The organism is Roseiarcus sp. (genome assembly GCF_049514155.1).
Lineage (GTDB): Bacteria > Pseudomonadota > Alphaproteobacteria > Rhizobiales > Beijerinckiaceae > Roseiarcus.
The window spans coordinates 1-13,201 of sequence record NZ_JBEKVH010000109.1 but is presented as its reverse complement, the minus strand read 5'-3'; the positions used below and the strand labels follow the sequence as shown (position 1 = coordinate 13,201).

The window sequence follows — 13,201 nt, the reverse complement described above, 5'->3', positions numbered from 1 at the left end:
CCACGCGCGCAAATACGACGAAACCGAAAAAACAAACGAAACTGAAAAAGAGAGAGAACGTTCGTGATACGTCGCAGCCGCCGCGTCAAGATCATCGCCACCCTCGGTCCGGCCTCGGCCGACCGCGCCGTCGTCGCCAATCTGTTCAAGGCGGGGGCCGACGTCTTTCGCATCAACATGAGTCACGCTTCGCACGAGGCGATGCGCGAGCGCGTGGCGATGATCCGCTCGCTGGAAGAGGAGTTCGACCGGCCGATCGGCATTCTCGTCGACTTGCAGGGACCGAAGCTCAGGGTCGGCGAATTCGAATCCGGCGCCGTCCAGCTGCGCAAGGGCGACGTCTTCACGCTCGACGCCAACGCCAAGCTCGGCGACGCGACCCGCGTCTACCTGCCCCATCCGGAAATCCTCGGCTCGGTGCAGCCCGGCCATCGCGTGCTGATCGACGACGGCAAAGTGCTGCTGCGCGTCTCCGCAGTCGCGCCCGGCAGCGTCGAAACGATCGTCGAGGTCGCTGGCCGCGTCTCCAACAAGAAGGGCGTCAGCCTGCCCGACACGACGATCCCGACCTCGGCGATGACCGAAAAGGACCGCGCTGATCTCGCCGCGGCGCTCGAGGAGGGCATCGACTGGATCGCGCTGTCGTTTGTCCAGCGCCCCGAGGACGTCATCGAAGTGAAGAAAATCGCCGGCGAACGCGCGCTGGTGATGGCCAAGATCGAAAAACCGCAGGCGATTCAGCGTCTCGACGACATCCTCGCTGTTTCCGACGCGGTGATGGTGGCGCGCGGCGACCTCGGCGTCGAAATGCCGCTCGAGTGCGTGCCGGGTCTGCAGAAGACGATCACCCGCCGCGCCCGCCGCCTCGGCAAGCCGGTCGTCATCGCCACCCAGATGCTCGAATCGATGATCACCACGCCGGTGCCGACCCGGGCCGAGGTCTCCGACGTCGCGACCGCGGTGTTCGAGGGCGCCGACGCGGTGATGCTGTCGGCCGAAAGCGCCTCCGGCCAATATCCGATCGAGGCGGTGACGACGATGGATCGCGTCGCCACGACCGTCGAATCGGAGGGCATCTATCCGGCGATCATCACCGCCCAGCGACCGACGCACGACCGCAGCGGCGGCGACGCGATCGCCGAGGCGACGCGCGACGTCGCCGAGGCGCTGCAGTCGAAAGTCATCTGCGCCTGGACCGCTTCCGGTTCGACCGGCCTTCGCATCGCTCGCGAGCGGCCGTTATCCTCCATCATCGCGATGACGCCGGTCGTCGCCGTCGCGCGTCGGCTGGCGCTCGCCTGGGGCGTGCACGCCGTCGTCACCGAGGACGCGCGCGACGAACGCGACATGGCCGACCGCGCCTGCCGCCACGCCTATATCGACGGCTTCGTCGGCGTCGGCGAACGGGTGATTGTCGTCTGCGGCGTGCCGTTCGGCAATTCCGGCGCCACCAACAATCTGCGCATCACCCGGGTCGGCCCCGACGGCGGCGCCGTCTAGGACGTCCGGTCGCCGGCGCGCGGCCACATGCGATAGAGAATCGCGTCGCGGTCGACGAACTGGTGCTTGAGCGCCGCAGCGACGTGGAGCGCGACGAGCGCCGCAAGCGCCCAGGCGCTGAGCTTGTGGGCGAGCGCCATGCGTTCAGAGAAATCGGCGTCGACCGGCGCGATGTCGGGGATCGTCGCCAGGCCGAACAGGCTCACCGGGATCGGCACGATCGCCGAAGAGACGCGCAGCCAGCCAATCAGAGGAACCGCGGCCAGCAGCGCGTAAAGCGCGGCGTGGACGAGACGCGAGGCGGCGCGGGTCGCCCGCGACCAGCTCGGCGCCGGCGGCGGCGCGACGCGAACGGCGCGGGCGGCGAGGCGCGCCGCCAGAAGCGCGAGCGTCAGCCAGCCGAGGGCCTTATGCGTCTGGTAGAGGTCGAACTTGCGCGCGGCGTCGAAATTGCCCGCGGTCGCCGCCAGGCCGAGCGTGAACACCAGCGCCAGTCCCGCCGCCGACAGCCAGTGGAGCGCGATCACGCCTTCGTTCCAGCGCGCCCGCGGCGCCGTCATCCCGCCAGCGCCTCGCTCGACACGGTCAAATCGACGTCGCGCGAAATGATCGGGAAGCCGGAATTCATGCCGTAAGCGAGCCGGTCGATGCGGGCGTGGGCAACGAAGCCGAGCCGCGCGCCGCCCAGACGCTTGACCTCGACCTCGACCGTCAGCGGCCGGGTGACGCCGAGCAACGTCAGGTCGCCGGTCAGGTCGATGGTCGACCCGTCGCGCTTCTCGACCCGCGTCGATTCGAAATGGATGTCGGGGAAACGCTGCGCGTCGAGGAAATTCGACCCGCGCAGGGTGTCGTCGAACGACGACGAGCCGACCTCGATCGAATCGGCGCGGACGGTGAAAGCGACGCGGCTCGCAGCGGGCCGGTCGAAGTCGATCGACAGCCGCCCGTCGAAGACGCGAAACTCGCCCTGCGTGCGTGGAAAGCCGACCGCGTCGACGACGAAGCCGATGTGCGTGTGCGTCGGATCGATGCGCCAGGCGTCGCGTTCGGCGCCGGCGCCGCGATCGGCGAATGCGGCGGCGCCGGCGACAACCGCGACGAGCCAGGCGACCGCGTTGGCGCGGCGCGGAGGCGCTGTGAGCGTAAGAGTCGCCGTCATCCCGTCTTCTCCTTCAGCGAGCGGGCGAGCGCCGTCAACCGCTCGACCGGAATCTTGCCGATCAGCATGTAGCCGCGCCCCCCTTGCGCCCATGAGGCGACGGCGAAGCCGTCGCGCGACGAACTCGCCAGCGGCGCGTCCGCTTCGCCGTCGCGCAGGATGCAGAAGGCGACCGGCGTCGCGCCGTCGAGGTAGCCGATCTGGCCAAGCGGCGCGCCGTCGTATTGCAGCAGTTCGGCGCGGCGCGGCGACAGGTCGTCGACCTTCAGGCGGTCGACGTCGAGGGGCGCGTCGAGGCGCTGCGACAGTGTCGAAAGTTCGTCGCCAAGCCGCGGCGAAGCCGCTTCGCCGAAACTCTCGGGGGTGTAGAGCGCCATGTATTCGACGACCGCCTGACGCCAATCGTCGCGCTCGGCGAGGCCGCCGAACCCGACGCTCCAGCGTCCAGCGGCGAGGCCGGCGGCGAAAGCGACGATTGCGACCGCGGCGGCGATCGCAGCGACGCTCCTGCGCCAGGGCGGCGCGGCGCGCGCCGGCGAGGCGGCAAGCGCCGCGTCGAGCCGCGTCCGCATGTCGGCGAGCGGCGCCGTGTCGAGCAATGCCGCGAAGGCGGCGCGCGTGCGGTCCGCCGCCGCGCGCAAGGCGTCGAGCCGCGCGCGCAGGGTTGGATCGGCCTCGAGCCGCGCGTCGAGCGCCGACCGCTCGGCCTCGTCGAGCTCGCCGTCGAGATAGGCGGTCAGCTTGCGGTCGTCGTCATCGCTCGTCGCCACAATCACGCGTCCTTCGTTTCGTGCGTCCGGATCAGCGTCGCACGCGCGGCCGCCAGGCGGCTCATCACGGTGCCGATCGGCGCGCCGAGGAGTTCGGCCGCCTCGCGGTAGGAATAGCCTTCGACGTAGACCAGCAGCACGGTTTCGCGTTGCGCCGACGGCAGGGCGCCAATCGCCCTCAACACCTGTGCAGCCGAAATATTCGTTTCGATCTCGTGCGCGCCGTCGACGCTGAGCGCCTCGCCGGCGTCGAGCACGCCCTGGCCGGCCCTGACGCGCCGCGCCCGGCTTTCGTTGAGCCAGATCGATCGCAGAATAGCGAACAGCCAGCGGTCCAGCCGCGTGCCGGGCTGGAACTGGTCGGCGCGTTCGATTGCTCTGAGGCAGGTCGCCTGGACGAGATCCTCGGCGACGTCGCGCGCGCCCGAGAGCGACAGGGCGTAGCGCCACAGACGCGCCAGATGCGCCTCGAGGCCGCCTCGCACCTCCTCCTTGGGTCCGTCGCCCATCGTCTGTCGCCTCGCGCACGCGGCGGCCGAATAAGCGGCGCCCGACGCGTGTTCATATCGCGTCCCGAGATAAGGAGACTGGCTCAATGCGCACTAACTTTCAAATCAACGCTAGGCGAACTCTGACCTCGACGGTTCTGGCCGTCGCGCTGGCGGCCGCTGCGCCTTACGCGCTTGCGGCCGGAGGCGGCGGTGGAGGCGGCGGCGGCGGCGGCGGCGGCGGCGGTAGTGGCGGCGGCGGCCCACGGCAGACGCAACAGGAAGACCTCACCACCTGTCCCAAAGGTCAGATCTGGGACGTCAAGGGCAAGCGCTGCCTGACGATGAAGAGCGACGTCCTGCCTGACGACCAGATGGTCGAATACGCCTTTGCCCTCGACCAAGCGCAGCGCTACGACGAGGCCTTGCAGACGCTCGATCTGCTGAAGGACCCCAACACGCCGCGCGCACTCAATTACCGCGGCCATGCGACCCGCAAGCTCGGCCGCACCGAAGAGGGCATCGGCTACTATCTGAAGTCGGTGGCGTTGGATCCCAACTACGCGCAGGTGCGCGAGTATCTCGGCGAGGCCTACGCGCTGCAAGGCAAGTTCGATCTCGCGCGCCAGCAGCTCGACACGATCGCCAAGATCTGCGGCTCGACCGCGTGCGAGGAATACGAAGATCTTTCCGACGCGCTCGCCCATCCGGGCGGCGCATGAGCGCGCGCGGCGCGTCGCTGGTCGCGGCGCGCCGCTTCTTCAAACCGGGTTCCATTGTGAGGCGCGACTTTGATGCAGACAGGATTGCAGACGTTCGTCGCTCGCCTCGCCGGCTTTACCGCGCTCGGCGACGCGGCGGCCTTGGCGGCGCGGCTGTTCGCCGCCTACCTCTTTGTTCTCGAAGGCTGGGGCAAGATCGGCAGTTACGCCGATGTCCAGTCTTACATGGCGCAGTTCGGCGTCGCGCCGTGGTTGTTGCCGCCAGTCATCGCGCTCGAATTCGGCGGCGGGCTGGCGCTGGCGGTCGGGTTCGCGACGCGTCCGTCAGCGCTGGCGCTCGGGATCTTCTCGTTGCTGGCGGCGCTCATCTTCCACCAGGGCGCGGATTACAGCGAAATTCTCGAGTTCCGCAAGGACTTCGCCATCGCCGGCGGGCTCTTCGCCCTCGCCGCGCTCGGCGCCGGCGGCTGGTCGCTCGACGCGCTGGTCGCGCGTTGGCTCAGGCCGACGCCGGGGCCTGGTCCGGCTGACGCCGTTCTGCGCTGAGCGCGCGCGCTTCGACCTCGAGGATCGCCGCGACGACACTGTCGGGCGCGCTGTGGTGCGGCGAATGGCCGACGCCCGGCAGCACCGTCAGCGTCGCGCCGGGAATGTCGCGCGCGCAGCCGGCGGAATGGATCTTCGCGTAGACGACGCCGTCGTGGTCGCCGGTGATGATCGCCGTCGGGACGCGGATCGCCGCGTAGCTCGGCGACAGCGCCGCGACATGCGCCTCTGCAGCGACGACATCCTCGGCGTTGGCGCGGAAGTGGCGCGGCCGGAAAACCAGCGGCAGGCGCGTTGCGACGGCGTAGTCTTTCGGCGGCGGATTGGGAGCGAAGACTTCGCCGACGGCGCCGCGCATCGAGGCGAGGCCCGCCGGCAGGACGAACAGGCGGCGAAACGCCGGCCCGAACAGCCGCGACGCCGCCAGCCGGTAGTACCAGGCGACGCCGCCCGGCCAGGGATGGCTGACCGGCGCAAGCAGGACGAGGCCGCGCGCAAATTCCGGCGCGTCGAGCGCCATCGCGAGGCCAAGCATGCCGGCGAGCGAATGGACGACGACGATCGCTCGCCCGACTCCGCGCCGCTCCAACGCCGCGCGCAGCGCTGCGGCCTGACCGGCGGGCGAGGCGGCGTCCGCGCCGGCGAGACGGTCGCTCCAGCCGTGGCCCGGACGATCAACGGCGAAAACGTGAAAACCGAGCGCGGCGAGGCGTTCGCCCAAAGCGACGTCCAGGTCGGCGAAATTGCCCGAGGCGCCATGGACGAGCAGGACGGCGCCGCGTTCAGGCGCGCGCGGCGGCCGCTCCACGACATGGACCGCGGCGCCGCGCGGCCCTGCCGCAATGCGTTCGCCGACCGGCGGGAAACGCGCTTCGATGACGTGCGAGGCGAGGGCGGTGAAGGCGAGCAGGCCGGCCACCGCCGCCGTGAGCCCGGCAAACGCGAAGATCACGGCGCGTTCATAGGTCTTTGCCGGCGATCGCCGCGCGCAGTCGGTCGGTCGCCTCGCGAGCGGGTCGCCATTGCGGCGCGATTTCGAGCGCGCGCTGATAGACGCGCAGGGCGTCGTCCCGGCGCCCGGCGTCCTCGAGCATCGCCCCCAGGTCGGCCAGCGCCTTCAGGTGCTTGGGGTCGTCGGCGAGCGCACGCGCAAGGTCGACGAACGTCGCCTTGGGATCGCCGGCGAGATAGTCGGCGTTGGCGCGCGCCGCCCACGCCTCGGCCCATTGCGGTTGCAGCGCGGTCAGCGCGTCGAGCAGCCGCTGCGCCACTTCGACGTTTTCGCCGTCGATCGCCGCGGCGGCGCGGTTGAGCAGCAGATCGCCGGTGTCGGAGCCAGAATGCTGATTGAGCCGGTCGATGCGGGCGACGATGCCGTCGGCTTCGTCGGGGTCGGCGGCGATCGCGAGCCGCGCCAGCAACGCGTCGCGCCCGGCGTCCTGGTCGGCGTCGGCGGCGGGAGGCGGGGACGCCGCCGGCGCATCGGCCGCGCGCGCGGGCGCGGCGATTCCCAGCAGACAGAAGAAGACGAGGAGCGGCCGACCCGTCATGACGGCCAGCCTAAAGCCTCGCCGCGCTAGGGTCAAAACACGATTGCGGCAGGCCCGGAGGGCCGGCGGAGCGCTCAGCCCTGACGCGCCTTGAAGCGCTTCTGGGTCTTGTTGATGATGTAGACGCGGCCCTTGCGACGGACCAGACGGTTGTCGCGGTGGCGATTGCGCAGCGACTTGAGCGAGTTACGGACTTTCACGGGAGCACCAAGGGGACAAGGAGCTGCGGGCGAACCCACGACGAAACGATGAGCGCGCTCCTATGCCCGATTCAGCCGCGCCGATCAAGCGCCATGGCGCGAGCTTGGGCCGGATCAATGCATCGCGGCGACAAGGCGCTAAGGATTTCTTGCCGCCTGCGCCGGCCGAAGCCGCCGCGGTCCGGGGTCGGATTGGCCTCGACGCGGCCTCCGGCAAGGCAAAAAGGCGGTAAGAAGGGACGCTGGCGCCCCGGACGCGCCGGCCAAGGGGCGAGGAAAACGGGGAGTGGGCAAATGGCCTACAAAGACATCCTGGTCTATCTCGACGCCAGCGAGGACTCGACCGATCGTCTACGTCTGGCCGCGGAATTGGCCAAGACGCACGGCGCGCGGCTGATCGGCGTCGACGCGAGCGACGAATCGGCGCTCGCCGGCGCTTGGGGCGACCGCGCGCTGCTCATCCGCCCGGCGTTCGAGGCGGCGGTCAGGGACGCCGGCGTCGTCGGCCATTTTATCGGCGCTGACGCCGAGCCGGCGCTCGGCAGCGATTTCGCCCATTGCGTCGACCTGATTGTCGCCTCGCGCCCGGAGGGCGAAGCGCGCAAACTGGTGCGCGAAGAGGTGCCCGACCGGGTGTTGATCGAAGCCGGCGGGCCGATTCTGATCCTGCCGCAGGACTGGCCCTACGGGCCGCTCGGCAAGAATATCGTCATCGCCTGGAATGCGAGCCGCGAGGCGGCGCGCGCCGTCCACGACGCGATGCCGCTGCTCGAGAAAGCCAACAAGGTGACGATCTTCAGCTTCTCGTCGCGCGCGCATGGGTTCAGGGCCTCGGCGGAGCGCCTCTCCGATCACCTGCTTCGCCACGGCGTCGTCGCCCATATCTCCGACTGGACCGACACCGGCGACGTCTCGGCGCTCGAGGCCTTGTTCGCCAGCCTCGACACCCAGGACGCCGACCTGATCGTCGCCGGCGCCTTCAGCCACTCGCGCCTGTTCGAGACTCTGTTCGGCGGCGTCAGCCAAGACCTGCTGCGCCAGCCGACGGCCCCGATCTTCATGTCGCACTGAGGGAGAGCGTCTTGTGGGCGATGGCGCTCAAACGGGTCGGCGAGCCGTTGGTTCTGGAGGAGCGCCCCGACCCCGAACCGGGGCCGTCGGAGCTGCTGATCCGGGTCGAAGCCTGCGGCGTCTGTCGCACCGACCTGCACGTCGTCGACGGCGAGCTGCCCGACGTGAGGCCGCCGATCGTGCCCGGCCACGAGGTCGTCGGCCGGGTCGTGCGGCGGGGGGCGGACGTCGAGGGCGTCGCGATCGGCGCCCGAGTCGGCGTTGCGTGGCTCGGGCGCGCCTGCGGCCATTGCCCTTATTGCCGCGACGGCCGCGAGAACCTCTGCGACGACCCCGAGTTCACCGGCTACAACCGCGACGGCGGCTACGCGACCCATATCGTCGCCGAGGCGGCCTTCGTGGCGCCGCTCGCCGACGACGTCGACGCCGTGGCGACAGCGCCGCTGCTGTGCGCCGGGTTGATCGGCTGGCGCGCGCTCAAGGCTGCAGGGCCAGGCCGGCGCGTCGGCCTCTACGGCTTCGGCGCCGCTGCGCACATCCTCGCCCAGATCTGCCGCAGCGAAGGCCGCGAGGTCTACGCCTTCACCCGCCCCGGCGACGAAGCGGCGCAAAGCTTCGCGCGCGGGCTCGGCGCCGTGTGGGCCGGCGGCTCGGATCAACCCGCTCCGGCGCCGCTCGACGCGGCGATCCTGTTTGCGCCGGTCGGCGCGCTCGTTCCCGCCGCGCTGCGCGCGACGCGAAAAGGCGGCCGCGTCGTATGCGCCGGCATCCACATGAGCGACATTCCGAGCTTTCCCTACCGCTGGCTGTGGGGGGAACGGCAGATCGTCTCGGTGGCCAATCTGACCCGCGCCGACGCGGCCGAATTCTTCGCAGTCGCGCGCCGCGTCGACATTCGCACCGAGGTGACCCGCTATCGGCTCGAAGACGCCAATCGCGCCCTCGCCGATCTGCGCGACGGACGCCTGCAGGGCGCGGCGGCGCTCGCGCCCTAGCCCCTGCGCGCGCCAGAGAACGCCTGTTGGCGGACGATGTCGTAGACCGTCTGCGCCGCCGGCGACAGCGCGCGATTGCGTAGGGCGATGAGGCTGTAGGGCTGCACGACGATCGAGAAGGCGGTCGGCAGGATCGCCAGCCTGCCCACAGCGCCGTCGTGGTCGACGAAGCGCGCCGCGGCGGTCGCCAACGGCGCCAGCGCGTCCGAACCCGCGACCAGCATCATCGTCAGGAAGATCGAAGTCGTGGCGAGGAAACGATCGGGGGCGGCGACATTGGCCGCCTGAAACAGCGTCTCGACCGTACGGCGCAATGGCGTGCCGCGCGGCTGCATCACCCATTCGTAGCCGCTCGTGTCGGCGAGCGTCGCCGGTCCACGTCCGAGCAGCGGATGGCCGCGTCTGACGACGACATGCGCCTCTTCGACGCCGATCGCCAGGCTCTCGAACGCCTGCGGGTCGAGTTCGTCGGGCACGCGGGCGATGATGAAGTCGAGCCGCGACGCGAGCAGCTCGCGCGCCAGCGCAGTTGAAACGTCGATGCGGATGTCGACTTCGACGCCCGGCGCCTCGGCGCGTACGCGCGCCATCGCCGGCGCGGCGATTTCCACCGCCGGTCCCGAGACGGCGCCGATGGCGACGGCGCCGCGCCGGCCTGCCCGGAGATCGGCGAATTCGCGTTCGGCTTGCGCGAGATGGAGCAACACCGAGCGCGCGTGGCGCGCAAGCGCATGGCCGAGCGGCGTGAGACGCACGCCACGCGACAGACGGTCGCACAAGGGCGCGTCGAGCAGCGCTTCCAATTCGGCGATGCGACGCGACGCGGCGGGCTGCGTCATGCCGACGGCCTTGGCCGCGGCGCTGACCATGCCGGTGTCGGCAAGCGCCGCCACCAGCCGCAAATGCGCCAGTTTCAAGCGGCTGGTTGTTTCGTCGTCGACCGCGATTGCCCGCCGCCGCCGGAGGTTCGAGTGGCCGACGTTAGATTTATCATCCATTGTCAGTAGATTCCAGGGTGATAGTCTTATAATAAGATATATCAATTCGGCATGGTTTGCGCGACTCCAAGCATTTGACTGTCATGGCAGTTTTCAACTAGCTAGCCGCGCGACGCAATTTCGAGCGACGACGACCGACCGCCGGGGGGCGGCCGAGAAGGAGTGTTGTCTGAGCGCGAGCGCCGTATCGTATGGTAATTGGTGCTATCGGGAGGACTTGCATGAAATTTCATTCTTTCGCCGCGGCGGTCGCAGTCGGGCTGTTCGCCCTGACCGGCGTCGCCAACGCCGCCGACAAAGTCACGGTCGGCATCGCAATGCCGACCAAGTCGTCGGCGCGGTGGATCGCCGACGGCGACAACATCGTCAAGGTGCTGCAGGGCAAAGGTTTCAACACCGACCTGCAGTATGCCGACAACGACATTCCCAACCAGCTCGCGCAGATCGAGAACATGATCACCAAGGGCGAGAAAGTCCTGGTGATCGCGGCGATCGACGGCACGACGCTCTCGGACGCGCTGCAGAAGGCGCACGACGCCGGCATCAAGGTCATTTCCTATGACCGCCTGATCCGCGGCTCGGCCAACGTCGACTATTACGCCACCTTCGACAACTACAAGGTCGGCGTGCTGCAGGCGACCTCGATCGTCCACGGCCTCGGCATCGACGCCGGCAAGACCGGCCCGTTCAATATGGAGCTGTTCGGCGGTTCGGCCGACGACAACAACGCCTTCTTCTTCTACAACGGCGCCATGTCGGTTCTGCAGCCCCTGATCGACAAGGGCACGATCGTCATTCAGTCGAAGCAGATGGGCATGGACAAGGTCGCGACCCTGCGTTGGGACGCCGCCACCGCTCAGGCCCGCATGGACAACCTCCTGTCGGCTTTCTACACCAGCAAGAAGGTCGACGCCGTGCTGTCGCCGTATGACGGCATCTCGATCGGCATCATCTCGTCGCTCAAGGGCGTCGGCTACGGCTCGAAGGATCAGCCGATGCCGATCATCTCCGGCCAGGACGCGGAACTGCCGTCGGTCAAGTCGATCCTCGCCCACGAGCAGTATTCGACCGTCTTCAAGGACACCCGCGATCTCGCCAAGGTGGCCGCCGACATGGTCGTCGCCGTGCTCGCGGGCAAGGAGCCGGAAGTCAACGACACCAAGACCTACAACAACGGCGTCAAGGTCGTTCCGTCCTACCTGCTGACCCCGGTGGCGGTCGACGCCTCCAACGTGCAGAAGGCGCTGATTGACAGCGGCTACTACAAGGCCGACCAGCTCAAATGATCGGCTGACAAAAAACCAGGCCCCCGCGTCGGCGACGACGCGGGGTTTTTTTGATCTGGATCGACTTCGCGCACGCGTTTGCTGCGTAAACGACCAGAAACAATCGGCCGGGTGTTCGATGACCGCGATTTTGGAAATGCAAGGAATCACCAAGACGTTCCCCGGCGTCAAGGCGCTGGTCGACGTCAATCTGGTGGTCAAGACCGGCGAGATCCACGCGATCTGCGGCGAAAACGGCGCCGGCAAATCGACGCTGATGAAGGTTTTGAGCGGCGTCTATCCTTACGGCTCATACGAAGGCGACATCGTCTACGAAGGCGAGACGCGTCGCTTCGACCGCATCGCCGACAGCGAGCGTGTCGGCATCATCATCATCCACCAGGAACTGACGCTGGTGCCGCTGCTGTCGATCGCCGAGAACATCTTCCTCGGCAACGAGCCGGCCAAGATGGGCGTCATCGACTGGGCGACCTCGTTCAACCGCACCCGCGAGGTGCTGAAGAAGGTCGGCCTCAACGAGAAGCCGAACACGCCGATCACCAATCTCGGCGTCGGCAAGCAGCAGCTGGTCGAGATCGCCAAGGCGCTGTCGAAAGACGTCAAGCTGCTGATCCTTGACGAGCCGACCGCCTCGCTCAACGAGGCCGACAGCGACGCGCTGCTCAAGTTGCTGACCGAGTTCCGCGCCCAGGGCATCACCTCGATCCTGATCTCTCACAAGATCAACGAACTGGCCAAGGTCGCCGATTCGATCACCGTGCTGCGCGACGGCACGACGGTCGAGACGATCGACTGCCACAAGGAGAAGATCAGCGAAGGCCGGATCATCAAGAGCATGGTCGGGCGCGAGATGTCCGACCGCTATCCGCATCGCCAGCCGAAGATCGGCGAGAAGCTGCTTGAGATCAAGAACTGGAATGTCGAGCATCCGCACCACGCCGGCCGCGAGGTCGTCAAAGGCGTCAGCCTGTACGTCAACGCCGGCGAGATCGTCGGCATCGCCGGCCTGATGGGGGCCGGGCGCACCGAACTGGCGATGAGCGTGTTCGGCCGCGCCTACGGCCGCAACGTGCGCGGCGAAGCGACGATGGAGGGCAAGCCCGTTGACCTCTCGAGCATTCAGAAGGCGGTGGCGTCCGGCATCGCCTACGTAACCGAGGACCGCAAGACGCTCGGCTTGGTGCTGCAGGAAGACATCAAGAGCAACGTCACCCTCGCCAATCTGCCGGGCGTCGCCTGGCGCGGCGTCATCGACGAGGCGCGCGAGCAGCAGGTCGCCAACCGATATCGCACGTCGCTGAATATCCGCTCTTCCGGCATCTTCCAGCGCGCGCTCAACCTGTCGGGCGGCAACCAACAGAAAGTCGTGCTGAGCAAGTGGCTGTTCGCCCAGCCGAGGGTGCTCATCCTCGACGAGCCGACGCGCGGCATCGACGTCGGCGCCAAGTATGAAATTTACACCATCATCAACGAGCTGGCTGACGCCGGCAAAGCCGTGATTCTCATCTCCTCCGAGATGACCGAGCTTCTCGGCATCTGCGACCGCATCTACGTCATGAACGAAGGGAAAGTCGTCGACGAGATGCCGGCCGCGGGGGCCACGCAAGAGAAGATTATGGCGTCGATCATGCGGCAATACGGAACGGTCCAATGAAACACGAAGCGACGCCGGCGTCCGGCTCTGAAGAAGCCGAGGTTCAAGCCGCGGTCTGGAAGAGCAGCCTGCGCGACTACGGTCTGCTGCTGACGCTGCTGTTGATCATGGGGTTCTTCTACTTCCTCACCAGCGGCATTTCGCTCGCGCCGCTGAACCTGACAAACCTGATCCTGCAGAACAGCTACGTGGTCATCATGGCCCTCGGCATGCTGTTGATCATCGTCGCCTTCTACATCGACCTGTCAGTCGGGTCGGT

Annotated in this window: 15 protein-coding genes and 1 pseudogene; 8 read left to right on the top strand and 8 right to left on the bottom strand. The window is 68.1% G+C overall.

The features are described from left to right. Nucleotides 1-66: 66 nt before the first annotated feature. Nucleotides 67-1,500 (top strand): pyruvate kinase, encoded by a 1,434-nt coding sequence (pyk, locus tag ABSF49_RS14950; RefSeq protein ID WP_424113453.1) that lies wholly within the window; start codon nt 67-69, stop codon nt 1,498-1,500. On the opposite strand, the gene ABSF49_RS14945 is transcribed toward pyk, so the two are convergent. The 4 genes from ABSF49_RS14945 to ABSF49_RS14930 are packed head-to-tail and all read right to left on the bottom strand — an operon-like array spanning nt 1,497 to nt 4,028. Next, nucleotides 1,497-2,060: a cytochrome b gene (locus tag ABSF49_RS14945; RefSeq protein WP_424113452.1), complete on the bottom strand. Its 564-nt coding sequence runs from the start codon at nt 2,058-2,060 to the stop codon at nt 1,497-1,499. The genes pyk and ABSF49_RS14945 overlap by 4 nt on opposite strands. Further along, the gene (locus ABSF49_RS14940) at nt 2,057-2,662 is read right to left on the bottom strand and encodes a YceI family protein (protein ID WP_424113451.1); all 606 of its coding nucleotides are present in this window, start codon (nt 2,660-2,662) and stop codon (nt 2,057-2,059) included. The genes ABSF49_RS14945 and ABSF49_RS14940 overlap by 4 nt, the downstream gene beginning before the upstream one ends. After that, nucleotides 2,659-3,432, bottom strand: coding sequence for an anti-sigma factor (locus ABSF49_RS14935; RefSeq protein WP_424113450.1), 774 nt, complete (start codon nt 3,430-3,432; stop codon nt 2,659-2,661). Before ABSF49_RS14935 ends, ABSF49_RS14940 begins: the two co-directional genes overlap by 4 nt. Before the next feature lie 2 nt (nt 3,433-3,434). Beyond that, on the bottom strand, nt 3,435-4,028 hold the full coding sequence (locus tag ABSF49_RS14930; RefSeq protein WP_424113449.1) for an RNA polymerase sigma factor: 594 nt from the start codon (nt 4,026-4,028) through the stop codon (nt 3,435-3,437). On the opposite strand from ABSF49_RS14930, the gene ABSF49_RS14925 reads away from it, so the two are divergent. Together ABSF49_RS14925 and ABSF49_RS14920 are read left to right on the top strand one after the other, a co-directional pair. Beyond that, the gene (locus ABSF49_RS14925) at nt 4,028-4,642 is read left to right on the top strand and encodes a tetratricopeptide repeat protein (protein ID WP_424113448.1); all 615 of its coding nucleotides are present in this window, start codon (nt 4,028-4,030) and stop codon (nt 4,640-4,642) included. The genes ABSF49_RS14930 and ABSF49_RS14925 overlap by 1 nt on opposite strands. 72 nt (nt 4,643-4,714) lie before the next feature. Next, nucleotides 4,715-5,188, top strand: a complete 474-nt coding sequence (locus ABSF49_RS14920) for a DoxX family protein (RefSeq protein ID WP_424113447.1) — start codon at nt 4,715-4,717, stop codon at nt 5,186-5,188. On the opposite strand, the gene ABSF49_RS14915 is transcribed toward ABSF49_RS14920, so the two are convergent. The 3 genes from ABSF49_RS14915 to ykgO form a co-directional block, all read right to left on the bottom strand. Beyond that, entirely contained in the window at nt 5,142-6,140 is a 999-nt protein-coding gene (locus ABSF49_RS14915; RefSeq protein WP_424113446.1) for an alpha/beta fold hydrolase, read from the bottom strand. The two genes, ABSF49_RS14920 and ABSF49_RS14915, sit on opposite strands and share 47 nt — an antisense overlap. 7 nt (nt 6,141-6,147) lie before the next feature. After that, on the bottom strand, nt 6,148-6,738 hold the full coding sequence (locus tag ABSF49_RS14910; protein ID WP_424113445.1) for a tetratricopeptide repeat protein: 591 nt from the start codon (nt 6,736-6,738) through the stop codon (nt 6,148-6,150). Between the two features lie 74 nt (nt 6,739-6,812). Beyond that, a complete protein-coding gene (gene ykgO / locus ABSF49_RS14905; RefSeq protein WP_113887466.1) occupies nt 6,813-6,938 on the bottom strand; it encodes a type B 50S ribosomal protein L36 in 126 nt (41 codons plus the stop codon). Between the two features lie 294 nt (nt 6,939-7,232). On the opposite strand from ykgO, the gene ABSF49_RS14900 reads away from it, so the two are divergent. Together ABSF49_RS14900 and ABSF49_RS14895 are read left to right on the top strand one after the other, a co-directional pair. Then, complete coding sequence (locus ABSF49_RS14900; protein WP_424113444.1) at nt 7,233-8,009, top strand: universal stress protein; 777 nt, start codon at nt 7,233-7,235, stop codon at nt 8,007-8,009. 11 nt (nt 8,010-8,020) lie between these two features. Continuing rightward, on the top strand, nt 8,021-9,004 hold the full coding sequence (locus ABSF49_RS14895) for a zinc-dependent alcohol dehydrogenase family protein (RefSeq protein ID WP_424113443.1): 984 nt from the start codon (nt 8,021-8,023) through the stop codon (nt 9,002-9,004). Here ABSF49_RS14895 and ABSF49_RS14890 read toward each other — a convergent pair. Continuing rightward, a complete protein-coding gene (locus ABSF49_RS14890; RefSeq protein WP_424113442.1) occupies nt 9,001-10,002 on the bottom strand; it encodes a LysR family transcriptional regulator in 1,002 nt (333 codons plus the stop codon). The two genes, ABSF49_RS14895 and ABSF49_RS14890, sit on opposite strands and share 4 nt — an antisense overlap. A gap of 221 nt (nt 10,003-10,223) precedes the next feature. On the opposite strand from ABSF49_RS14890, the gene chvE reads away from it, so the two are divergent. From chvE to ABSF49_RS14875, 3 genes and pseudogenes are all read left to right on the top strand, one after another. Next, nucleotides 10,224-11,288, top strand: a complete 1,065-nt coding sequence (gene chvE / locus ABSF49_RS14885) for a multiple monosaccharide ABC transporter substrate-binding protein (RefSeq protein ID WP_424113441.1) — start codon at nt 10,224-10,226, stop codon at nt 11,286-11,288. Between the two features lie 118 nt (nt 11,289-11,406). Next, nucleotides 11,407-12,942, top strand: coding sequence for a multiple monosaccharide ABC transporter ATP-binding protein (mmsA, locus tag ABSF49_RS14880; protein WP_424113440.1), 1,536 nt, complete (start codon nt 11,407-11,409; stop codon nt 12,940-12,942). Further along, nucleotides 12,939-13,201 (top strand): annotated as a pseudogene (locus ABSF49_RS14875) (sugar ABC transporter permease); the annotation flags it as partial. The gene mmsA and the pseudogene ABSF49_RS14875, both read left to right, overlap by 4 nt.